The 21,921-nt window shown below is 61.5% G+C and carries 19 protein-coding genes and 2 pseudogenes; 11 read left to right on the forward strand and 10 right to left on the reverse strand.

Annotation, left to right across the window (positions count from 1 at the left end):
* Positions 1-49: 49 nt before the first annotated feature.
* The gene (locus CAK78_RS06020) at positions 50-1,090 is read right to left on the reverse strand and encodes an IS481-like element ISAs19 family transposase (protein WP_094696492.1); all 1,041 of its coding nucleotides are present in this window, start codon (positions 1,088-1,090) and stop codon (positions 50-52) included.
* Positions 1,091-1,301: 211 nt separating this feature from the next.
* Positions 1,302-1,952, reverse strand: coding sequence for a ribosome biogenesis GTP-binding protein YihA/YsxC (gene yihA / locus CAK78_RS06025; protein ID WP_005307794.1), 651 nt, complete (start codon positions 1,950-1,952; stop codon positions 1,302-1,304).
* 142 nt (positions 1,953-2,094) lie between these two features.
* Between yihA and CAK78_RS06030 the strand changes: the two genes are divergently transcribed.
* The 4 genes from CAK78_RS06030 (at position 2,095) to hemN (ending at position 5,971) form a co-directional block, all read left to right on the forward strand.
* Entirely contained in the window at positions 2,095-2,712 is a 618-nt protein-coding gene (locus CAK78_RS06030; RefSeq protein ID WP_176452698.1) for a c-type cytochrome, read from the forward strand.
* An 828-nt stretch (positions 2,713-3,540) separates the two neighbouring features.
* Positions 3,541-4,119, forward strand: a complete 579-nt coding sequence (gene yihI / locus CAK78_RS06040; protein WP_094696696.1) for a Der GTPase-activating protein YihI — start codon at positions 3,541-3,543, stop codon at positions 4,117-4,119.
* Between the two features lie 11 nt (positions 4,120-4,130).
* Positions 4,131-4,571: a DUF2489 domain-containing protein gene (locus CAK78_RS06045; RefSeq protein WP_005307801.1), complete on the forward strand. Its 441-nt coding sequence runs from the start codon at positions 4,131-4,133 to the stop codon at positions 4,569-4,571.
* 26 nt (positions 4,572-4,597) lie between these two features.
* A complete protein-coding gene (gene hemN, locus CAK78_RS06050; protein WP_094696697.1) occupies positions 4,598-5,971 on the forward strand; it encodes an oxygen-independent coproporphyrinogen III oxidase in 1,374 nt (457 codons plus the stop codon).
* A gap of 68 nt (positions 5,972-6,039) precedes the next feature.
* Here hemN and add read toward each other — a convergent pair whose 3' ends face one another.
* The 5 genes from add to glnA form a co-directional block, all read right to left on the reverse strand.
* Complete coding sequence (add, locus tag CAK78_RS06055) at positions 6,040-7,041, reverse strand: adenosine deaminase (RefSeq protein WP_094696698.1); 1,002 nt, start codon at positions 7,039-7,041, stop codon at positions 6,040-6,042.
* A 141-nt stretch (positions 7,042-7,182) separates the two neighbouring features.
* Positions 7,183-8,601 (reverse strand): nitrogen regulation protein NR(I), encoded by a 1,419-nt coding sequence (glnG, locus tag CAK78_RS06060; protein WP_094696699.1) that lies wholly within the window; start codon positions 8,599-8,601, stop codon positions 7,183-7,185.
* Between the two features lie 9 nt (positions 8,602-8,610).
* Positions 8,611-9,666, reverse strand: a complete 1,056-nt coding sequence (glnL, locus tag CAK78_RS06065) for a nitrogen regulation protein NR(II) (protein ID WP_005307805.1) — start codon at positions 9,664-9,666, stop codon at positions 8,611-8,613.
* 80 nt (positions 9,667-9,746) lie between these two features.
* Positions 9,747-10,328, reverse strand: a complete 582-nt coding sequence (locus CAK78_RS06070; RefSeq protein ID WP_005307806.1) for a DUF4124 domain-containing protein — start codon at positions 10,326-10,328, stop codon at positions 9,747-9,749.
* A gap of 91 nt (positions 10,329-10,419) precedes the next feature.
* Complete coding sequence (glnA, locus tag CAK78_RS06075; RefSeq protein ID WP_005307807.1) at positions 10,420-11,829, reverse strand: glutamate--ammonia ligase; 1,410 nt, start codon at positions 11,827-11,829, stop codon at positions 10,420-10,422.
* A gap of 352 nt (positions 11,830-12,181) precedes the next feature.
* Between glnA and typA the strand changes: the two genes are divergently transcribed.
* The 4 genes and pseudogenes from typA (at position 12,182) to dtd (ending at position 15,701) form a co-directional block, all read left to right on the forward strand.
* Complete coding sequence (typA, locus tag CAK78_RS06080) at positions 12,182-13,993, forward strand: translational GTPase TypA (protein WP_005307808.1); 1,812 nt, start codon at positions 12,182-12,184, stop codon at positions 13,991-13,993.
* A 170-nt stretch (positions 13,994-14,163) separates the two neighbouring features.
* Positions 14,164-15,036, forward strand: a complete 873-nt coding sequence (locus tag CAK78_RS06085; protein ID WP_094696700.1) for a virulence factor BrkB family protein — start codon at positions 14,164-14,166, stop codon at positions 15,034-15,036.
* A 15-nt stretch (positions 15,037-15,051) separates the two neighbouring features.
* Positions 15,052-15,183: pseudogene (locus CAK78_RS06090) on the forward strand (virulence factor BrkB family protein); the annotation flags it as partial.
* A gap of 80 nt (positions 15,184-15,263) precedes the next feature.
* On the forward strand, positions 15,264-15,701 hold the full coding sequence (gene dtd / locus CAK78_RS06095) for a D-aminoacyl-tRNA deacylase (protein WP_094696702.1): 438 nt from the start codon (positions 15,264-15,266) through the stop codon (positions 15,699-15,701).
* Here dtd and CAK78_RS06100 read toward each other — a convergent pair.
* Positions 15,690-16,466: pseudogene (locus CAK78_RS06100) on the reverse strand (spermidine synthase). The gene dtd and the pseudogene CAK78_RS06100 sit on opposite strands and share 12 nt — an antisense overlap.
* Between CAK78_RS06100 and CAK78_RS23060 the strand changes: the two are divergent.
* The 3 genes from CAK78_RS23060 to CAK78_RS06105 are packed head-to-tail and all read left to right on the forward strand — an operon-like array spanning position 16,419 to position 17,571.
* Positions 16,419-16,553 (forward strand): hypothetical protein, encoded by a 135-nt coding sequence (locus CAK78_RS23060; protein ID WP_010635437.1) that lies wholly within the window; start codon positions 16,419-16,421, stop codon positions 16,551-16,553. The pseudogene CAK78_RS06100 and the gene CAK78_RS23060 sit on opposite strands and share 48 nt — an antisense overlap.
* Complete coding sequence (locus tag CAK78_RS23065; protein WP_254924717.1) at positions 16,541-16,675, forward strand: hypothetical protein; 135 nt, start codon at positions 16,541-16,543, stop codon at positions 16,673-16,675. Before CAK78_RS23060 ends, CAK78_RS23065 begins: the two co-directional genes overlap by 13 nt.
* A complete protein-coding gene (locus CAK78_RS06105) occupies positions 16,663-17,571 on the forward strand; it encodes a bifunctional GNAT family N-acetyltransferase/hotdog fold thioesterase (RefSeq protein ID WP_094696703.1) in 909 nt (302 codons plus the stop codon). The genes CAK78_RS23065 and CAK78_RS06105 overlap by 13 nt, the downstream gene beginning before the upstream one ends.
* Positions 17,572-17,633: 62 nt before the next feature.
* On the opposite strand, the gene CAK78_RS06110 is transcribed toward CAK78_RS06105, so the two are convergent.
* Together CAK78_RS06110 and recG are read right to left on the reverse strand one after the other, a co-directional pair.
* A complete protein-coding gene (locus tag CAK78_RS06110; protein WP_094696704.1) occupies positions 17,634-19,700 on the reverse strand; it encodes an AsmA-like C-terminal region-containing protein in 2,067 nt (688 codons plus the stop codon).
* Between the two features lie 142 nt (positions 19,701-19,842).
* Positions 19,843-21,912, reverse strand: a complete 2,070-nt coding sequence (recG, locus tag CAK78_RS06115) for an ATP-dependent DNA helicase RecG (protein WP_026141688.1) — start codon at positions 21,910-21,912, stop codon at positions 19,843-19,845.
* Positions 21,913-21,921: the final 9 nt, after the last annotated feature.

Here is a 21,921-nt window from a genome sequence, read left to right on the forward strand (position 1 = left end):
TGTACAGATCTAGTTATCACCTGACACCGGCCTCAAACCGGTGTCTTGTTTACGCTACTTTAGTGCGCACTTCCTTCGGTATCAATTTCAGACCCTTCTTGAACATGCTGTAAGGCGTCTGTCCCTCCATCATCCTGCCCTGATGTGGCCGCTGGGTGTTGTAGTGCTCCAGGTAGCTATCCAGGTCTGTCTGCATCTGCTCTACCGATTCATACCAGGTCGTCCTCCCCTTGATACGGAAGTGTTCATCCAGCAGTGTGCGATGCAGCCGTTCGATAAAACCGTTGCTCTGCGGCCTGCGCACCTTGGTGGTTCTGTGCTCAATGCCCTCCAGTTGCAGGAACAGCTCGTAGGGGTGATGGTCAGGACGTCCGCAGAACTCGCGTCCGTTATCCGACAGGATGGTATAGACCCGTGCCTCATGGGCTTCGAAGAACGGCAGCACCGCTTCATTGAGCACATGAACCGAGGTCACCGGCAGCTTGCTGGTGTAGAGCCGTCCCCAGGCGTGGCGGCTGTAGCAGTCCAGCACGGTTTGCAGATACACCTTGCCAACCCCCTTGAGCGCCCCCACGAAGAAGGTGTCGACCGCCACCAGTTCCCCGGTGTAGTGGACCTCTATCTGGCGTTCTCGGAACTCGGGGCTGAAGCGCTCGAGCAGGCGAATTTGCTCGTCATTGAGCTCAATGCTCTGCTCCCGGTGGGTTTTCTCGAGGCGCAACAAGCGGTCATGTTTGGAGAGCAAGTCGTGACGTTGCCACACGCCACGCACACCGCCGGCACTGACGTTGATACCCTGCAAGGCAAGCTCCTGCGCCACCCGTAGCGGACCATGGGTAGGTCTGGTGAGGGAGTAATCGAGGATGGCCTGCTCAATCTCGGGAGCAACTCGGTTGGGATGCGCCCCTTTACAGCCCGGCAGTTTGTCGAGCAAGCCCTCGGCCCCATAGGTCTGGTAGTTGCGCCGGATTTCGTAGAACTGCTGACGGCTGTAGCCGATGAGCTTGCAGGCTTTGCTGACGTTATTGAGCTCTTTGGCGAGCTCTAGCAGGCTGAGTTTGCGACGTGCTACTTTCTCGTTGGTGGTCATACGGTGACTCCAGATAACACGGTAGGGGTACCGTTTTGTTATCCGGTTTGAAGCCGTATGACCACTCCCTTTTGTGGGCAACTGTCAGGTGAATACCATCTCCATACAGATGGAGGGCAGAGAAGGGGGCTCACAGGCTGAAAGCCTTTCAATCAGCGGAGGAGCCGCTCCGCCAATTGCATGGTTGCTTGCCGCGTAAACAAGAGGGGAGCTATTCCTCGATCGACTCTTGTTCGTCGTCAATCACCTCATCGGCGCCAGCCTGATACCAGCCGGTCAGCGTCTGGGCCAGCTTTTCCACTCCGATGTTGTTCAGCGAGGAGAAGGCTTCCACCTGGATATGTGGGCCCAGTGCCGCCACGGCCTGACGTACCTTGATGACCTGATTGTTGCGCGGACCCGGACTCAGCTTGTCGGCCTTGGTCAGCAGCAGCATGACAGGCAGTGCGCGGTGGGCGCTCCACTCCAGCATGTTCATGTCAGTATCTTTGAGCGGATGACGGATGTCCATCAGGATCACCAAGCCTTTCAAAGACTCGCGACGCTGCAGATATTCAGCCAGGGACTTTTGCCACTTAAGCTTCATTTCCAGCGGAACTTGCGCATAACCGTAACCCGGCAGGTCGACCAGACGCTTGCCCGGCTCCAGCTCGAACAGGTTGATCAACTGGGTGCGACCAGGGGTCTTACTGGTACGCGCCAGGTTCTTGTGCTTGGTCAAGGTATTCAATGCAGATGACTTACCGGCGTTGGAACGGCCGGCAAACGCAATCTCGACACCCCCATCATTTGGCAGGTGACGGATGTCGGGTGCGCTGGTCACAAAATGCACCTTATTGAAATTCAGAGTTTGTGTATCCAACGTAAATTCCCCATAGAGATAGAGGGTTATAGAGTTACTTTTTTGTGAAATCGTGTAAAATGGCGTCGCTTAAACGCGTTTATTTTAACATGCCTTCAGCGGCATGGGATCTGGAAGCCTAATAACGAGAAGTTGGAACGCCATGAAGAACCTAGTCATTACTCTTGCTCTGATGGTTGGCGTAACGGGGATGGCACAAGCCAAGGGCGATGCCGCTGCGGGACAAACCAAGGCTGCCGTTTGCGCGGCCTGTCACGGACCGGACGGAAACAGCCTTGTCGACATGTATCCCAAGATTGCTGGTCAGCACGCATCATATATCAAAAAGCAGTTAGTTGAACTGAAGGCTGCAGCTTCCGGCCAAACTGGTCGGGTTGCTCCCATCATGGGGCCGATGGCGCTTCCCCTGTCCGAACAGGATATGGAGGACCTGGCTGCCTACTTCTCCAGCCAGAAGGTGACGCCGATCGCCGTGCCCGATGATGCTGTGGCGGCAGGCAAGGCGCTCTACATGGGGGGCGACATGAGCCGCGGTCTGGCTGCCTGTACCGCCTGTCATGGTCCTCGCGGTTCCGGGGTCGAGCAGGCCAAATATCCGAGCCTCTCCGGCCAACACCCCGCCTACATCAAGGCTCAGCTCACCGCCTTCCGGGCTGCTGCTCGTGACAACGATCCGAACGGCATGATGCGGGACGTGGCCAAGATGCTGACCGATCAGGATATCGAAGTGCTGTCCAAATATGTGGCGGGTCTGCACTGATTGCGGTCGTTTATCCAATCCGTTGATATTGACGAGGAGCCAGCGGCTCCTCGTTTCTTTTTGGCCTTTAACACCATTTGGCCAATTTTTTCTCGCATTGTTGTAAGAGATCTCCCATTCATGAGCCTGGCCAGGGCTTAAAAATTTCGGGAATAATGCTTAGTAATTCATTAATTTCAATATGTTAAATGACAATAGATGGGTTATCCCCATTTGAAAACGTTCCCGGTGGATTGAGCCACTTTATTTAATTGATACAGTGGATGCATGGAGTGGCCCGCAGGGCAGTTCACGACAGGGATGACGTGAAAGACAGGATGTCGAGGCGGCAGGACGCCATGGAGCCATGCAAGTGGCAGGCAAAGGATTGAAAAACCAGGATGGTGACCGTTCAGGAAGAGCGGGGCTGCGGGAAGCAACCACCCCAGAAGATGACTGGACGTCGTCGGCATGGGTCAGGCAAGCACACGCACATTCAGGATCGACCAATTAAGGTCAGGACGACCACACAAAGATATGATGCGCAGACGTATCACCACGGACAGGGTGATTTGCAGCCAGGGATGGGACTCGCATAAACATATCAAGGCAGCTTCGGCTGCCTTTTTTCTTTTGGGTCATTAACCCGCCCGGTCATTCTGTGTCAAAATACCAGCAACATGCCCAGAGGATGCCGATCCTGCGGTATTTGGCGGTCATTCATGGCCGGATGGGTGCGGGATCCCACTTTTTGTTTCTCGTCCATCACTCCCGGTATCAGCATCCTCCTCGGCCCACATCAGGCCGGGAACGGGTTTCAATCCAGTTATTTGTCGGAGTCAGTCATTCATGTCGGCTAAACAACCCAATCGCAAGCCCGCCGGTAAGCGCAAAGAATCAGAGGCCAGTGCCCAGGAAGGCCGTGAGCGCAAGCGCGCCGCCAAGCGCAAGGGCTTGAAGGCCGGATCCCGCCAGCAAGTCGAGCAGAGCGGCAAGAAAGGCGGTACCAAGCAGGCTAAGGACCCGCGTATCGGTTCCCGCAAGCCCGTCGCCCTGATCGTGGAAGATAAGGGTGGCAAGCCGGTGGCGCCCAAGCCGGCCAAAGAGAAGAAGCTGGTGATGACCCCCGAGCAGGAGCTGGCCTCCATCGAGAATGATGATCGCCTCAATGCCCTGCTGGATCGTCTGGATGCCGGTGAAACCCTGGAAGCGACCGAACAGGCCTGGGTCGATCAGCGGGTCGATCGCTATCAGGAGCTGATGGACGAGCTTGGCATCATCGACAACGATGACGACGAAGACGACATGGACTTTGATGATGCCGACTTTGACGAGCCAAGCCAGCCAGCCTCCGAAGAGGAGCTGTGGGATCGTTTCACTCAGGTTGACTATCAGCCGGAGCCCAAGCCCGAGCCGAAGAAAAAGTGATGAGTGGATGGATGCTGGCCGCCCTGTTGGGCGGCCTGATTTTGTTGGGGCTGGCCTTCTATGCCGGTTCCCTTCTGGCCCGTCTCAAGCGCCAGCACGACAGCCAGCAGCAGGCCATCGCGGCCCGCAATGAGCGTATTCTCGAGAGCGTCAGGGTCATTGCCCACGCGGTACGAGATGGCCAGTGCGACTACTCCGAAGGTGCCATCCGGCTGACCAACCTGCTGGATGCACTGCAGATCAAGGGCGGTCGTGCCTTTGCCGGTGAATTTCCGGGTCTGTACGGTCTCTACGAGAAGGTGAAAGAGATGCCGACCCATGAGGCGAGGCGGGCCCTCAAGCGCAATGAAATCATGAAGATGGATCTCGAACGCAGTGGCTATGAGGCCGAGTTGGAGGCGCAGATCCTCAAGGATGTGGCCCGACTGAAGGATTTTCAGTTAAGCCGGTGAGCCAATAACAACAAGAGGAAGCAAGCGTGCAAGCAGAACAGATTGTGTGGGATCAGGCCCTGATCGAAAAATATAATTACAGCGGCCCGCGTTATACCTCCTATCCCACTGCGCTGGAGTTCAACGAGGGCTTCGGTTATCCGGACTTCGTCCAGGCCGCGAGCCAGTATCCGGCGCGCAACCTGTCGCTTTACGTGCACATCCCCTTCTGTCACAAGCTCTGCTACTACTGCGGCTGCAACAAGGTGATCACCCGTCACCGCCACAAGGCTGACCAGTACCTCGATTACCTCGAGCAGGAGATCAAGGCACAGGCCCCGCTGTTCAAGGAGCGGCTGGTGACCCAGCTGCACTGGGGCGGCGGCACGCCCACCTATCTGGATGAACCCCAGACCCGCCGACTGATGACCATGTTGCGGGAGCACTTCCATTTCGCCGAAGAGGGAGAGATCAGCATCGAGGTGGATCCCCGCGAGATCGAGCTCTCCATGCTGGACGTACTGCGGGAAATCGGCTTCAACCGCATCAGCCTCGGCGTGCAGGATTTCAACAAGGAGGTCCAGGTCGCGGTCAACCGCGAGCAGGACAACGACTTCATCCGCGCCATGCTGGAGCGGGCCCGCGAACTGGGTTTTCGTTCCACCAACCTGGATCTCATCTACGGTCTGCCGCACCAGAACCGTGAGAGCTTCCATCACACCCTGGAAGAGGTGCTCAAGACCGACCCGGCGCGCCTCTCCATCTTCAACTATGCTCACCTGCCGAGCCGTTTTGCCGCCCAGCACAAGCTGAAGGAGACGGACATGCCGGCGCCGCAGGAGAAGCTGGCCATGCTGCAGGACACCATTGCCTTCCTGACTGGCCGCGGTTACCAGTTCATCGGCATGGATCACTTCGCCAAGCCGGACGACGAACTGGCGGTGGCCCAGCGTGAGGGCAAGCTGCATCGCAACTTCCAGGGCTATACCACCCAGGGGGATTGCGACCTGCTGGGGCTGGGGGTCTCCTCCATCAGCATGATCGGCGACGCCTATTCCCAGAACCAGAAAGAGCTCAAGGCCTACTACGCCCAGGTGGAAACGCTGGGGCACGCCCAGTGGAAGGGGTGTTCCCTCAACCGGGACGACCTGATCCGCCGCGAGGTGATCAAGCGCCTCATCTGCGATTTTTCCCTGAACTTTGCCGCCGTCGAGCAGGCCCATGACCTGGTGTTCAAGGAGTACTTCGCCGAGGATCTCAAGCTGCTGCAGACCTTCATCGATGACGGACTAGTGCGCATGACCGAAGAGGGGCTGGAAGTGGTCTCCACCGGTCAGCTGCTGATCCGCAACATCTGCATGTGCTTCGATGTTTACCTGCGGAGCAAGGCGCGCCAGCAGCAGTTCTCCCGGGTGATCTAAGCCGGTTGATGCTGTTGGAAAACAAAAAAACCGCCGAGAGGCGGTTTTTTTGTTGGGCCTGGCAGTACTCAGCGCTGGGCTGCGTGGGCGCTCAGCTCGGCCTTTTCGCTCTCGCTCAGGAAGGCCAGGGTCAGACCATTCTGCTGGGCGGTGCGGATCTCGCTGGCGGTCATGCCGGCGGCTGGAGCGGCTACTTCATATTCGTGGGGCAGGTCGATGCCTTCTACCGCCGGGTCGTCGGTGTTGAGACAGGCCAGCACGCCGGCGGCCAGGAACTGGCGGATCGGGTGCTCGCTTAGGCTCGCCACCGTAGTGGTCTGAACGTTGGAGGTGAGGCAGGATTCGATGCCGATGCGGTGCTCGGCCAGATAGGCCATCAGGGCCGGATCCTGAATCGCCTTGACGCCGTGGCCGATACGCTCGGCCCCCAGCTCGCGAATGGCCTGCCACATGCTTTCGGGGCCAGCGGCTTCACCGGCGTGCACGGTGACGCGCATGCCCGCATCACGCACCCGGCGGAAGTGCTCGGTGAACAGCTCGCCCGGGAAGCCCAGTTCGTCACCGGCCAGATCGATGGCAACCAGCTTGTCGCGATGAGCCAGACAGGCATCCAGCTCCTGCTTGCACTGCTCGGTGCCGAAGGTGCGGCTCATGATGCCGATCAGGTTGGTCTTGATGCCGAAGTCACGGCTACCGGCCGCCACGCCATCGATGATGGCTTCGACCACGCCCTGCGGGTGCAGCTTGTGGGCCATCGCCATGTAGGCCGGGCTGAAGCGCAGCTCGGCATAGTCGATACCGGCGCGCAGCAGATCTTCCACGTTCTCGTAGGCCACCCGGCGGCAGGCATCGTAGTCGGCCAGCACAGCTACGCCCCAGTCCAGTTTCTTCAGGAAGGCGACCAGGCTCGGCTCGTTCTCGACGATCTGCACGTGCGGGCGCAGCGCTTCGAGTTCGTCTGCCGGCAGCTGGATATTGTGCTGACGTCCCAGCTCGAGGATGGTCTGCGGACGGATGTTGCCGTCCAGATGGCGGTGCAGGTCGGTCAGGGGAAGAGATCTGTCAATCATGATGGCGCCTTCTTCGAGTCGGGTTGGAAAGCCTGCCATTCTAGGCGGGGCTTCCAAAAAAGATACCCCGTTTGAAATCAAACGGGGCCTTATTGGTCGGCGATTTGCCAAGGCGTGATGGGAATCGTTTTTCCTCGGGACTCAGGAGAGGTCGAGTTCCTTCAGCTTGCGGGTGAGGGTATTGCGTCCCCAACCGAGCAGCCGTGCCGCCTCCTGTTTGTGACCATGGGTGTGATCCAGCGCGGTTTCCAGCATGATCCGCTCGAACTGGGGCTGGGCATCGGCCAGGATGTCGGTCTCCCCCAGCGCCAGCTTGGCGGCGACCCAATCCTGCAATTGCTGTTGCCAGCCGCCGGACAGCGCCGGCTGGCCCGGCTCGGCGGTGCTGGTGATGGGGGTCAGCAGCTCGGTGGGCAGGTCGCTCACCAGCACCTCCTGCCCCGAGGCCATCACGGTGAGCCAGCGACAGACGTTCTCCAGCTGGCGCACGTTGCCGGGCCAGGGCAGGCGGCTGATATAGGCCTGGGTATCCGGATGCAGGCTCTTGGCCTCCACGTTCAGCTCCTTGGCTGCCCGCAGCAGAAAGTGACGGGCCAGTTGGGGAATGTCTTCGCGCCGCTCCTTGAGGGCGGGAATGTGGATGCGGATGACATTGAGGCGGTGGAACAGGTCTTCCCGAAACTCGCCGTCGGCCACCCGCTTCTCCAGGTTCTGGTGGGTGGCGGCGATGATCCGCACATCCACCTGCACCGGCTGATGGCCACCGACCCGGTAGAACTGGCCGTCGGCCAGTACCCGCAGCAGTCGGGTCTGCACGTCCAGCGGCATGTCGCCGATCTCGTCGAGAAACAGGGTGCCGCCGTCGGCCTGTTCGAAGCGGCCGTGGCGGATGTTGTTGGCACCGGTGAAGGCCCCCTTCTCATGACCGAACAGTTCCGATTCGATGAGATCTTTCGGGATGGCCGCCATGTTGAGGGCGATGAAGTTCTTGTGGGCGCGCGGGCTGTGCTTGTGCAGGGCGTGGGCTACCAGCTCCTTGCCGGTGCCGCTTTGGCCGTTGATCAGCACCGAGATGCTGGAGCGTGACAGCCGGCCGATGGCGCGGAACACCTCCTGCATGGCCGGCGCCTCGCCGATGATCTCCGGGCTGCTGGCCGGATCCTGCTGGCGTGCCTTGCGCTTGGTACGCTGCTCCTTGAGGTGATCCTCGGCGCGGCGCACCAGGGTGACCGCTTCGTCGATATCGAACGGCTTGGGCAGGTATTCGAAGGCACCGCGCTGGTAGGCATTGACCGCACTGTCGAGATCCGAATGTGCGGTCATGATGATGATAGGCAGGTCGGCCTGGCGGCGATGGATCTGCTCAAGCAGGCTGAGGCCGTCGATGCCGGGCATGCGGATGTCGGAAAGGATCACGTCCGGCGAGCGCATCTCCAGCGAGCTCAGCAGCGCCTCGCCATCGGCGAAGCTCTCGCATTCGAAACCTTCACTGCCCAGGGTGCGCTCCAGCACCCAGCGGATAGAACTGTCGTCATCGACGATCCACACTTTTGCTGTCATGACGTTCCCTTATTTGCGAAGCGGTAGAAAGATGGTGAATTCGGTGTGACCTGGCCAGCTGATGCAGTCGATCCGCCCCTTGTGCTGGTCGATCAGGTTCTGGGCGATGGAGAGGCCGAGCCCGGTGCCCCCCTCCTTGCCGGTGATCATGGGGTAGAAGAGGGTGTCGCGGATGGCATCCGGGATGCCGGGGCCGTTGTCGATGATCTTGATCTCGGCCGCCAGCCGGTAGCGCTGGCCGTGGATGGTGATCTGGAACGCGGTGCGGGTCTTGATGCGGATGAGGCCGGTCTGCTCGCCGATGGCCTCGGCGGCGTTGCGCACCATGTTGAGAAAGGCCTGCTGCAGCTGGTCCGGCTCCATCTCGAACTCCGGGATGCTGGGATCGTAATCCCGCTCGATGCGTACCGTCGGCGGCAGCTCCAGCTCCACCAGCCGACGCACCTGCTCCAGCACCGAGTGCACGTTGTGCATCTGGTGGCGACCGGGGCGCTGGGGGCCGAGCAGACGGTCGACCAGCACCCGCAGCCGATCGGCCTGTTCGATGATGATGCCGGTATATTCGCGCAGGGCGGGGTCGGGCAGCTCCTTTTGCAGCAGCTGGGCCGCGCCGCGCAGACCGCCGAGGGGATTCTTGATCTCGTGGGCCAGGCCGCGTACCAGCTCCTTGGCCGCCTGCTGCTGGGCATGTTGCTGCAACTCCTGGCTGATCTTCTTCTGCTGGTCGATCTTGCGCAGCTCCACCACCATCAGCCGCTGTTCGTGGTCGGCCAGCGGGCTGACGCTCATCTCCACCAGTCTGGGCTCCCCTTCCACCACCAGGGTGACTTCGCTGTCGGTGAAGCCCTGCCCCGAACTGAGGCACTGCTTGAGGCGCTGTAGATCGAGGGAGATATGTTCCAGCAGATGGGGCAGCTCGATGCCGATCAACCGGCGTTGACTGAGGGAGAGCAGCTGCTCGGCGGCGGGGTTGACGAACTGGATGCAGAGCCGTTCATCCATCAGGATGACGGCAGTCAGCAGGTTGTCGAGCAGTATCCTGGCTTGATCCGGGCGGGTTGGCACTGGTTTCTCCCTAAAACGGTGCTATACACCAGCTATGCACCAATGTGGTGCATTTAGTCTACCCGTATCGAGGCACAGGATCACCCCTTGTTGTTGAGCGGGGTCGCTTTGGGGGCTGAATTGATGCTGGCACGGTGCAGGTAGAAGGTGACTGCCTTGGATTTAGCAAGGATCGTACCGTCTTTGGCGAGCAGCTCGAGCTGGGCCTCGTGGGCACCGCGATCCAGGTTTTCGACCCGGATGGCGAGGGCGTTGTTGACGAGGGGGGCCGCCTTGCCGTCCAGGGTGAGGCGCACGTCATACTGGGTGGGCGGCTGAGGCCTGACCTGGCCCTGGAACACCACGTTGCCTGTGTTGTCGCGCAGGGTGCTGCCCTGTTCGGGGGAGAGCAGTTCGATCACCAGCTTGGCCGCTTCCTTCTCTTTTTTGGCATCGACACCGGTCAGGCTGTTGAAGTTGTCCACCTGGACCGAACGGGGGGCAGTGCCGATGAAGGGGGCAACGCGCAGATCGACCTCCTTGGCCTTCTGTCCCGGGGGCGGTGCATCCGTGTAGTGGACGACCCCCTGGTTGTCGGTCCAGGAGTATACCTTGGCGGCCTGGGCTGCACTGGTGGCCAGCAGCAACAGGCTCAGCATCCATACTGGGTAGGCGGTTTTCATCCATCTCTCCTTGACGGGATTCTGCTTAATCCTATCAGAGAAAAAACCCGCCTGTCGGCGGGTTTGGTCAAGTTCTGAGCTGAGATCCGGATTAAACGGAGTAGTACAGTTCAAATTCCAGCGGGTGCGGGGTCATGCGCACGCGGTCAACGTCCTGCTGCTTCAGCTCCAGGTAGGAGTTGATGAAGTCGTCGCTGAACACGCCACCGCGGGTCAGGAACTCGCGATCCGCATCCAGCGCGGCCAGGGCTTCGTCCAGAGAGCCGGCCACGGTCGGTACTTCGGCAGCCTCTTCCGGCGGCAGATCGTACAGGTTCTTGTCCATGGCATCGCCCGGATGGATCTTGTTGATGATGCCGTCCAGACCGGCCATCAGCTGGGCAGCGAAGGCCAGGTACGGGTTGGCAGCCGGATCCGGGAAGCGGACTTCGATGCGGCGCGCTTTCGGGCTCGGTACCACCGGGATACGGATGGAGGCAGAGCGGTTGCGGGCGGAGTAGGCCAGCATGACCGGTGCTTCATAACCCGGTACCAGACGCTTGTAGGAGTTGGTGGTCGGGTTGGCGAAGGCGTTGATGGCCTTGGCGTGCTTGATGATGCCGCCGATGTAGTGCAGCGCCATCTCGGACAGACCGCCGTACAGGTCGCCGGCGAACAGGTTGACGCCGTTCTTGGCCAGAGACTGGTGGCAGTGCATGCCGGAGCCGTTGTCACCGAACATGGGTTTCGGCATGAAGGTGACTGTCTTGTTGTAGGCGTGGGCCACGTTGTGGATCACGTACTTCAGCACCTGTACTTCGTCAGCCTTCAGGGTGAGGGTGTTGAAGCGGGTGGCGATCTCGTTCTGACCGGCAGTGGCCACTTCGTGGTGGTGAGCCTCAACGACCTGGCCCATCTCTTCCAGCACCAAACACATGGCGGCGCGGATGTCCTGAGAGGAGTCGACCGGGGCAACCGGGAAGTAACCGCCCTTCACGAACGGACGGTGGCCTTTGTTGCCGTGCTCGTAGTTGGTACCGGAGTTCCAGGCGGCTTCTTCGGATTCGATCTTCACGAAGCTGTGACCCATGGTGTTCGAGAAGGTGATGTTGTCGAACATGAAGAATTCCGGCTCCGGCCCGAACAGCACGGTATCGGCGATGCCGCTGGCTTTCAGGAAGTCTTCGGCACGCTTGGCGATGGAGCGCGGATCGCGGTCGTAACCCTGCATGGTCGCGGGTTCCAGCACGTCACAGACGATGTTCAGAGTGGTCTCTTCGGTGAACGGGTCCAGCTTGGCGGAGGCGGGGTCCGGCATCAGCACCATGTCGGATTCGTTGATGCCTTTCCAGCCGCCGATGGAGGAGCCGTCGAACATCTTGCCGTCTTCGAAGAAATCTTCGTCGACCTGGTGGGCAGGGATGGATACGTGCTGCTCTTTACCCTTGGTATCGGTAAAGCGCAGGTCGACAAACTTGACTTCGTGTTCCTGGATCAGGGCCAAAACGTTCTGGGCTGACATGCTAAGTAACCTCCGGTGTTAAAACTCTTAGGGTGAATGCGTCATCACATTCACATAAGCCAGTATCGTGCCAAGTTTGTGACAGCTTGATTTCAGGGCATTTGCGACTACGGGCCTGCCCCAAGACTCGCTATCTCAGCGCGTTACGCCTCAAAGTAGTGCAACCTTGGATCGTTTTGGTGCACTAAAATGGTGCGTGGTATACGGTCGGCCCCTATCTAAGCAGGCTTTGATGAGAAGGTCTATGATCCTGATCCCCTGTTATGCGCGAATGTACTGCAATTCTGCTAGGCAGATCACAAAGGCGAGAGTACAATTAGCGCCCAATTTTACCCGGTGATTTGAGGCGAGAATGTTAGAGAATTTACGCAATATTGCGATTATTGCGCACGTTGACCACGGCAAAACCACGCTGGTGGACAAGCTGCTGCAGCAATCCGGCACTCTGGATCGCACCAGCGAAGGTCAGGAACGGATCATGGACTCCAATGATCTGGAACGGGAACGTGGCATCACCATTCTCGCCAAGAACACTGCGATCCGCTGGAACGACTACCGCATCAACATCGTAGATACCCCGGGTCACGCCGACTTCGGTGGTGAAGTTGAGCGCGTGCTCTCCATGGTTGACTCCGTATTGCTGCTGGTTGACGCCGTTGACGGCCCGATGCCGCAGACCCGTTTCGTGACCCAGAAGGCGTTCGCCCAGGGTCTGAAGCCGATCGTGGTCATCAACAAGATCGACCGTCCGGGTGCTCGTCCTGACTGGGTAATGGATCAGGTCTTCGATCTGTTCGACAACCTGGGCGCCACCGATGAGCAACTGGACTTCAAGGTTGTTTACGCCTCTGCACTGAACGGTTGGGCCACCCTGGATCAAGACGTCGAGTCCGAGAACATGGAACCCCTGTTCCAGGCCATCGTCGACAACGTGGAAGCGCCTGCCGCGGACACCGACGGTGCCTTCCAGATGCAGATCTCCCAGCTGGACTACAACTCCTACGTGGGTGTTATCGGTATCGGCCGCATCACCCGTGGTCGCGTCAAGACCAACCAGCAGGTGACCGTGGTGGGTGCCGATGGCAAGACCCGTACCGGCAAAGTTGGCCAGGTGCTGGGCTACCTGGGTCTGTCCCGTACCGAAGTGGCCGATGCGCAAGCTGGCGACATCATCGCCATCACCGGTCTGGGCGAGCTGAAGATCTCCGACACCATTTGCGACAACGGTGCCGTTGAAGCGCTGCCGCCGCTCTCCGTTGACGAGCCGACCGTGAACATGACCTTCCAGGTCAACACCTCTCCGTTCGCCGGTAAAGAGGGCAAGTTCGTGACCTCCCGCAACATCCTGGAGCGTCTGAACCAGGAGCTGGTCCACAACGTGGCCCTGCGTGTTGAAGAGACCGACGATCCGGACAAGTTCCGTGTCTCCGGCCGTGGTGAACTGCACCTCTCCATCCTGATCGAAAACATGCGTCGCGAAGGCTACGAGCTGGCGGTATCCCGTCCGGAAGTTATCCTGCGCACCGTGGATGGCGTTCTGCAAGAACCGTTCGAAACCGTAACCGTGGACGTGGAAGAAGCGCACCAGGGTTCCGTGATGGAGCAACTCGGCCTGCGTAAGGGCGAGATGACCAACATGACCCCGGATGGCAAAGGTCGTGTCCGTCTGGACTTCATGATCCCGAGCCGTGGCCTGATCGGCTTCCAGACCGAGTTCATGACCCTGACCTCAGGTACCGGTCTGCTGTACCACACCTTCGACCACTACGGTCCGCACAAGGGTGGCAGCATCGGTGAGCGTCAGAACGGCGTGCTGATCTCCAACGCTACCGGCAAGGCGCTGACCTATGCCCTGTTCGGTCTGCAAGACCGTGGTCGTCTGTTCATCGGTCACGCGACCGAAGTGTACGAAGGCCAGGTGATCGGTATCCACTCCCGTTCCAACGACCTGACCGTCAACTGCCTGAAGGGCAAACAGCTGACCAACATGCGTGCCTCCGGTACCGACGAAGCCCAGGTGCTGACTCCGCCGATCCGCATGTCGCTGGAACAGGCTCTGGAGTTCATCGACAACGACGAACTCGTTGAAGTCACTCCGAAGAGCATCCGTATCCGCAAGAAGCTGCTGACCGAGCTGGACCGCAAGCGCGCCGGTCGTGCTTGATCCGCTGCATCAGCGATGAAAAGAGGCCTGCGGGCCTCTTTTTTATGGTCGCTTCCAGCAGAAGGGGCCACATTCGCGCCCGGACGAGTCGCATCCAGCCGGCTCGCGGGTGGTCAAACGGTGACGGGATCTGACACAATGTCGACATGATGAAGACATCGGGAAGCACAATGCAGCTGAAATCCGGTGGCCGTCTCGGTCACGCCCTCTCTTTCTTGCGCCATGATGGGCGCCATTTCGCCCAGTTCGTCTGGGGCCGTTTCCAGCAGGACAGGCTGACGGTCACCGCCGGCTATCTGGCCTATGTCACCCTGCTCTCCCTGGTGCCCATGATCGCCGTGGTGTTCGGCATGATGTCGGCCTTTCCGGTGTTCCAGAGCCTGAAGCAGGCGATGGAGCAGTTCGTCTATCACAACTTCGTGCCCACCGCCGGCGAGATGCTCAAGGAGTACATCGACGGCTTCGTGGCCAACGCCACCAACACCACGGCGGTCGGCATCGGCGCCCTGATCGTGGTGGCGCTGATGCTGATCTCGGCCATCGACAAGAACCTCAACTATATCTGGCGTTCGACCCGGAGCCGGCCGCTGGCCCAGGCATTCGCCATGTACTGGATGATCCTGACCCTGGGCCCCGTGCTCATCGGGGCCAGCATCGCCATCTCCTCCTATATCTTCTCGCTGCGGCTGTTCGGGGCCGAAAGCCTGTTCGGTATCGGCTACCTGCTGCTGCGCGGCCTGCCGTTCCTGTTCTCGGTACTGACCTTCCTGTTGGTCTATACCGTGGTGCCCAACTGCAAGGTACGGCTGACGCACGCCTTCATCGGGGCCCTGGTGGCGGCCACCCTGTTCGAACTGGCCAAGCGCGGTTTTGCCATCTACATTACCCACTTCCCCTCTTATCAGGCCATCTATGGCGCCCTGGCGACCATCCCCATCCTGTTTGTCTGGGTCTACCTGAGCTGGTTGGTGGTCTTGCTTGGCGCGGAAACCACCGCCTGTCTCGGCGAATATGAGCGACCGGGTACCGATGAGTTGGCCTGATCCGGCCTCTTGCTGTTAGCATCGACGACCATGCTGTTTGTCTGGGCCTATGCGGACGACCTGAGCTGGTTGGTGGTCTTGCTTGGCGCGGAAACCACCGCCTGTCTCGGTGAATATGAGCGACCGGGTGCCGATGAGTTGGCTTGATCCGGCCCCTTGCTGTTAGCATCGACGACCGCCCCCATCAGCAGATGGGGGCGGTCGTTCCGTTTTGAGAGGAGAGGGATGTGATTGCACTGATTCAGCGGGTCAGCGAGGCCAGCGTAACGGTAGAGGGCGAGGTGACCGGGGTCATTGGCCAGGGTCTGCTGGTGCTGCTCGGAGTGGAGCAGGGGGATGACGAGGCCAAGGCCGACAAGCTGCTGCACAAGGTGAGCGGCTACCGCATCTTTTCCGATGAGAACGGCAAGATGAACCTCAACGTAAGCCAGGCCGGCGGCAGCCTGCTGGTGGTCTCCCAGTTCACCCTGGCGGCGGATACCAACAAGGGGATGAGACCCAGCTTCTCCGGCGGCGCTCATCCGGTCGAGGCCGAGCGGCTGTACGACTACTTCGTGGCGCGAGCCGCCGCCAGCGGCATACCGACCGCCACCGGCCGCTTCGCCGCCGACATGAAGGTGGCGCTGGTCAACGACGGCCCGGTCACCTTCTGGCTACAGGTCTGACGCCAGCGGATCGCGCGGGCTGGTGTGCAGCAGTATGTTGCGCAGCCCCGGCACCGGGTAGGGGATGGTGGGGCCGACCCACTGCTCCAGCAGCATCAGCACCCGGGTCAGCTCGAGGCGGGTGCGCGGCAGCAGGTTGATGATGAGCTCGCCGTTGAGGCGGGGGGCCAGCGCCTGATAGATACGCTCCTAGAACAGCAGCGGCGGATTGCCGTCCTGGCTGAACAGATCGAGCAGAATGAGGTCGTACTGCGCCTCGCTCTGCTCCAGAAAGGCGAGGGCATCGGCCTGGTGCAGGGTCGGCGTACGCTGGCTGCCTTGTTCGGGCTGAAAGAACAGCTGATAGAGGGTGATCACCTCTTCATCGAGGTCGACGCACTCGTGGCGGGCATCGGGCCAGCGTCGGCGCAGATGGCGAGTGAGATCGCCGCCCCCGAGCCCAAGTTCGAGAATGCTGACGGCCTGTTCGGGCAGCAGGCAGGCGATCACCTGCTGGTGCGGCAGGCAGAGGGTGGCTGGCTCGGCCAGGGACATGGCCGATTGCACCACGCCGTCGATCTCCAGCCAGCGGTGATGGGCATTTTCCTGCACGGTGAGCCGGCGCTGGGGCTTGGCGCTGAGGTGCAATAAGTGGTCGGCTTGGTACGCTTGCAGATTGAAGTCCATGAATTTGCACGGCAAGATGGTTTTCGACCAGTGTAACTCAAGGATGGAACTATGTACCGGGTGGTCACCCCCCAGACGGCAGCCGAGCTGGATGCCCATTATCAGTTGAGCTGGGAGGCCTGGGTGCGCAAGCCCTTCACTCTGTCCGTCGGCGCCAACTCAAGGATCGCTTTATGTACCGGGTAGTCACCCCTCAAACCGAAGCCGAGCTGGATGCCCATTATCAATTGAGCTGGGAGGCATGGGTGCGCAAGCCCTTCACTCTGTCCGTCGGCGCCAACTCAAGGATCGCTTTATGTACCGGGTAGTCACTCCTCAAACCGACGCCGAGCTGGATGCCTACTACCAGTTGCGCTGGGAACTACTGCGTAAACCCTTCAATCTGCCTCTCGGTTCCGAGCGGGACGAATACGATACCGTCGCCATTCACCGGCTGATGCTGGCCCCTGACGGCACGCCCATCGCGGTGGGGCGGCTGTTTGTCGGCGGTGACGAGGCCCAGATCCGCTTCATGGCGCTGCGCCCCGAATTTCGCGGTCAGGGGCTGGGTGCCCGCATGGTGCAGGATCTCGAACAGCTGGCCTGCAGCGAGAAGGTGAAGCGACTGGTGATGAATGCCCGCCAGGAGGCGGTGGAGTTCTACCGCAAGTGCGGCTTTCTCGAGGTGGGGGAAGGCCCCGTCTCCTTCGGCCGCATTCCGCACCGCCAGATGATCAAGTCTCTGAGCCCGCTGCAGACCATCCAGTACCGCCCCGAGTGGTGCCAGGATCTCACCACCCGCTGGTCGCAGGGCATTCCCATCAGCGAGAAGATGGGGGTGCACATCACCCACTACGACGGTCAGACCTTCCACCTCAAGGCCAATCTGGCGGCCAACCTCAACGTGCATGACACCATGTTCGCCGGCAGCATCTACAGCCAGTGCGTGCTGGCGGGCTGGGGCCTGATCTGGCTGCAGCTCAAGGAGGCGGGGCTGGTGGGGGATACGGTGCTGGCGGAGGGCAACATCAAGTACTACCGGCCGGTCAAGGAAGAGCCGGAGGCGCGGGTGGCTCGCGAAGGCATGCCCGCCGTGCTCGAGCCGCTCAAGGTCGGTGAGTCCGCCAGGTTCAGCCTCAAGATCAAACTGTTCAGCGGCGACAAGCTGGCCGCCGAGTTCCTCGGTCACTACGTGGTGCAGCCGGTCAAGCGGCCGGGCCAGTAGCGGCGCGCGGGATCCCATCAAGCAACAAGGCCTCATCACGAGGCCTTGTTGCTTTTTGCCGGTTAGCCGTTGGCCGCCTGTGCGGCCGGGGCCTTCGGCGCCGGTCGCCAGAGCGGGCTGCTGTTGCCCTGGGGCGGGTAGCGCACCCCTGTCTCCCAGCCACAGCCGTCCGGCTTCTGCTTGAAGTCCCAGCTGAGGGTCGGTTCGGCGAGCGGCCCGCGCCACTGACCGAGCAGCTCGGCACAGTGCTGACCGTTGAGGACGCCCAGATCCAGCTGCCACTGCTCATTGACCAGATCGACGCTGCCCTGCACTCCCAGCAGGTGGGTGATGGTAGAGGCGCCGGCCTGTTCGATCTTCAGCTGGCCCTGCGCCACCTTGCCCTGCAGCTTGATGCGGTAGAAGGGGGTGTCGCCCTCCTGCATCGCCTGCCAGAGTTCGGCCGGGGTGAGGGTCGGCGCCGCCGCCTGCTTGAACCACTGATCCAGCAGCGGATCTATCTTCACCTTGTCCCAGAAGGGCTCGGTGGCATCGAGGGCAACATTTCCCTGCAGGGAGCTGCGCCAGGCGCCCGGGGTGCCGCCGTGCAGCGCCTGTAGATCGGCGCTCAGATCCAGCTTGCCGGCGAAGGAGACGGGGGAGTGGAGGATCTTGCCCCACAGCACCAGATCCAGCTTCTCGCCCTTGAGCTGCACGCGGCTGGTCTGGCCCGGCTCGCGTCCCCACTGGCCGCTCAGGCTGAGGCTGCCCTCATCCGGCAACGAGCTGGTGAGCTTGTTGAGCTGCCAGGAACCGGCCGTCAGCTCGCCATCCAGCTCGCCATTGCGGGCGCTGAGGCCGTCCCACACCAGCTCGAACCAGGCGCTCTCGAGGCGGGCTCGGCCCAGCAGCGGTCCCGGCTGGTTGCCGCGCAGGCTGAGGTCGGTGAGATAGAACTGCCAGCCGGTCAGGGAGAGGGGCAAGGTATCGTCAAAGGAGAGCACCTTGAGCTTGTCGAAGGCCAGCTTGCGGATGTCGATCTGCTGCGGGCGCCAGCGCTGCCAATCCTGCCACCACCCTTCCGGCAGGCTGATGTCCATGCCGCTCAGCGCCATGTCCTTCAGGGTCAGCTTCTGCTGCAGGGGATCGAAGGATAGCTCCAGGTTGAACTCCCCTTCATAGGCCTTGCCCTGCAGCTCCGCATCCAGCTGCTGGGGCGAGAAGGCGACTTTGCCCTGAATGGCCTCCAGCTGGAACAGGCCGCGGCCGAGATCGCCGAGGGTCCCCGAGAAGTAGCCACTGGGCGTGCTGCCAGCCTGCCAGTTGAAGGCGGTCAGCTGGCCGCTGAGGTTGTTGAGGGCCAGCTCCTGCTCGATGTCGTTGAAGCTGAGATCCCGGATCTGGCCGAGATCCAGGCTGACCTGGCGCAGGGGGGATTCGGCTTTGGCAAGGGTGCCCCACTCGATGCGCATGCCTTGAGTCTTGAGGTTGTTCAGCCGCAGGCTGCGGGCGGGCCAGTCCAGCACCATGCCGGTTTCGAGCAGACCGTCGAACAGGTTGGCGGTCAGCTTGTCGGTACTCAGCACCTGCCCCTCCAGTCGACCGGCCAGGTTGAGGCGGGAGAGGGCCCAGGCCGGGGTAGCCAGCTCAGTGATGTTGAGGGTCAGGTTGGCCTGGGGCGGGCGCACCGGGTTGAGCAACTGCCAGTCGCTCAGGGTGGCGTTGAGGCCGCGCAGGGTCAGCCCGTCGCTCTCCAGGCTGAGCCTGTCTATGGTGCTGTCGGCGATGGTGAGGGAGTGCACCGGCAGGCTCGGCAGCTGGTTGGGCAGCGGCAGCTTGATGGCCGGGCGAATGAGGTCGAGATGGGCGATGCGCACGTCCCGGTTCAGCCAGTCGATGCTCTCTATCTCGAGATAGATCTTGTCGAGGGTCACGGCGTTGCCGTAACTCACCTGCTCCGCCAGCAGGGTGTAGGGGTGGAGCGGGTTGAATACCAGCCGGCCTATGGTGACGGGCACGCCGGTCTGCTGGCTGAGCCAGCCGGCGATGGGCCCCTTGGCCCGCTCGGCGTCGAACAGGCCGAGCCCGACCCAGACAAAGAGCAACAGGAAGGCAAGGGTGTAGAGCAGGCCGCGCAGCCAGGAATTCATCAGTGCTTTCCTCCTGTTTCTGTTGTTTGGTCAAGCAGTGGCGTAGTGATCCCGCAGGCCGAGCCAGCGCCGTATCAAGGGTTCGACATGGCCTGGGTGTCTATCCAGCAGGCAATGCGCCCATCTTTTGCCTCTGCCTTGGTCAGGCATTGGAGTAGTGATCTCGCAGGCCGAGCCAGCGTCGTATCAAGGGTTCGACATGATCTGGGTGGCGGTCCATCAAGAAGCGCGCCATCTTCTGCACCTGCGGGATGAGCGATTGGTCGCGTACCAGATCGGCGATCTTGAGGTCAGCCAGGCCGGTCTGGCGGGTGCCGAGCAACTCGCCTGGGCCGCGCAGCTCCAGATCCCGCTGGGCGATGAGGAAGCCGTCGTTGGTCTCCCGCAGCACCCCGAGCCGGCTCTGGGCTGTCTTGGACAAGGGAGCATGATAGAGCAGCACGCAGTGGGAGGCCACCGAGCCGCGTCCGACCCGGCCACGCAACTGGTGCAGTTGCGCCAGCCCCAGTCGTTCCGGGTTTTCGATGATCATCAGGCTGGCGTTGGGCACGTCCACCCCCACCTCGATGACGGTGGTGGCGACCAGCAGTTGCAGTATGCCGGCCTTGAACTCCTCCATCACCCGCTGTTTCTCGACCGGCCGCATCCGGCCGTGCACCAGCCCGATGTGCAGGCCGGGCAGCCGATTTTGCAGTTCGGTGGCGGTGTCCTCGGCGGCCTGGCACTCCAGCACCTCCGACTCCTCGATCAGGGTGCAGACCCAGTAGGCCTGCTTGCCCTCCTCGCAGGCCAGTCTGACCCGCTCGATCACGTCCTGGCGGCGACTGTCCGGCAGCGCCACCGTGGTGATGGGGGTACGGCCCGGTGGCAGCTCGTCGATGATGGAGGTGTCGAGGTCGGCATAGGCGGTCATCGCCAGGGTGCGGGGGATGGGGGTGGCGGTCATGATGAGCTGGTGGGGATGTACCCCCTCCCGCTCTCCTTTTTCCCGCAGGGCGAGGCGTTGATGCACGCCGAATCTGTGCTGCTCATCGATGATCACCAGGGCGAGGCGCTGGAACACCACCTGCTCCTGGAAGATGGCGTGGGTACCCACCACCATCTTGACGCTGCCATCTGCGATGGCGGCCAGCGCCTCCTCCCGGGCCTTGCCCTTCTGCTTGCCCGCCAGCCAGCCGACCCCGATGCCGAGCGGTTCCAGCCACTTGGCGAAGTTGATGGCGTGCTGCTCGGCCAGCAGCTCGGTCGGCGCCATCAGCCCCACCTGACAGCCGTTGCCGATGGCCTGCAGGGCGGCCAGCGCCGCGACCAGGGTCTTGCCGGAGCCCACGTCCCCCTGCACCAGCCGCATCATGGGGTGGCTCTGTTGCAGATCCCGGCCGATCTCCGCCACCACCCGGTTCTGGGCACCGGTCGGGGTGAACGGCAGGGCGCCGAGCAGCTGTTCCACCAGCGCCGGCGCGGGCTTGAGGGCGCGGGCCAGCTGGGTCTGTGCCTGGGCCCGCACCTTCAAGACCGAGAGGTTGTGAGCCAGCAGCTCCTCCAGCACCAGCCGCTGCTGGGCCGGGTGCTGGCCGCTCTCGAGCAGGGCCAGTGCCACCGAGGGGGGCGGACGGTGCAGCAGCTTCAGGGCCGCGGCCAGATCGATCTGCTGGGGATAGAGGCCGGCGGGCAGCAGCTCCTCTACCCCGTAGAGGTCGAGCTGGGCCAGCGCCTGATCGGTGAGGCTGCGCAGGGTGAGCTGGCGCAGCCCCTCGGTGGTCGGGTAGACGGGGGTGAGCGCCTCTTCGGTCTGGCCGGCCTGCTCCTCGCCGAGCAGCTTGTACTCGGGGTGGGCCATCTCCAGCCCATATTTGCCGGGACGCACCTCGCCGAAGCAGCGCATCAGGCGGCCAGGGCTCAGGCTGTTCTTCTGGGCGGCGGTGAAGTTGAAGAAGCGCAGGGTGAGGGTGCCGGTGCCGTCGCTGATGCGGCAGACCAGCATGCGGCGCCGCCCCATCACCAGCTGAGTGTCCTGGATCTCCCCTTCGACGGCGCCATGCAGGCCGGGCGGCAGATCGCCGATGGGCCACACCTGGGTGCGGTCCTCGTAGCGCAGGGGGAGGTGGAACAGCAGATCCTGCACCGTGGCCAGCCCCAGCCGCTCGAGCTTTTCCTGCATCTTGCTGCCGATGCCCTTGAGGCTGTCGAGGGAGATTTTATCCAATTTCATCAATTAGAT

Source organism: Aeromonas sp. A35_P (assembly GCF_002259925.1).
Lineage (GTDB): Bacteria > Pseudomonadota > Gammaproteobacteria > Enterobacterales > Aeromonadaceae > Aeromonas > Aeromonas dhakensis.

Coding starts and splice junctions, on each gene's coding strand:
- CAK78_RS06020 (WP_094696492.1), bottom strand. CDS start 1,090: ATGACCACCAACGAGAAAGTAGCACGTCGCAAACTCAGCCTGCTAGAG.
- CAK78_RS06030 (WP_176452698.1), top strand. CDS start 2,095: ATGAAGAACCTAGTCATTACTCTTGCTCTGATGGTTGGCGTAACGGGG.
- yihI (WP_094696696.1), top strand. CDS start 3,541: ATGTCGGCTAAACAACCCAATCGCAAGCCCGCCGGTAAGCGCAAAGAA.
- CAK78_RS06045 (WP_005307801.1), top strand. CDS start 4,131: ATGCTGGCCGCCCTGTTGGGCGGCCTGATTTTGTTGGGGCTGGCCTTC.
- add (WP_094696698.1), bottom strand. CDS start 7,041: ATGATTGACAGATCTCTTCCCCTGACCGACCTGCACCGCCATCTGGAC.
- glnG (WP_094696699.1), bottom strand. CDS start 8,601: ATGACAGCAAAAGTGTGGATCGTCGATGACGACAGTTCTATCCGCTGG.
- CAK78_RS06070 (WP_005307806.1), bottom strand. CDS start 10,328: ATGAAAACCGCCTACCCAGTATGGATGCTGAGCCTGTTGCTGCTGGCC.
- glnA (WP_005307807.1), bottom strand. CDS start 11,829: ATGTCAGCCCAGAACGTTTTGGCCCTGATCCAGGAACACGAAGTCAAG.
- typA (WP_005307808.1), top strand. CDS start 12,182: ATGTTAGAGAATTTACGCAATATTGCGATTATTGCGCACGTTGACCAC.
- CAK78_RS06085 (WP_094696700.1), top strand. CDS start 14,164: ATGCAGCTGAAATCCGGTGGCCGTCTCGGTCACGCCCTCTCTTTCTTG.
- CAK78_RS23060 (WP_010635437.1), top strand. CDS start 16,419: ATGTACCGGGTGGTCACCCCCCAGACGGCAGCCGAGCTGGATGCCCAT.
- CAK78_RS23065 (WP_254924717.1), top strand. CDS start 16,541: ATGTACCGGGTAGTCACCCCTCAAACCGAAGCCGAGCTGGATGCCCAT.
- CAK78_RS06105 (WP_094696703.1), top strand. CDS start 16,663: ATGTACCGGGTAGTCACTCCTCAAACCGACGCCGAGCTGGATGCCTAC.
- CAK78_RS06110 (WP_094696704.1), bottom strand. CDS start 19,700: ATGAATTCCTGGCTGCGCGGCCTGCTCTACACCCTTGCCTTCCTGTTG.
- recG (WP_026141688.1), bottom strand. CDS start 21,912: ATGAAATTGGATAAAATCTCCCTCGACAGCCTCAAGGGCATCGGCAGC.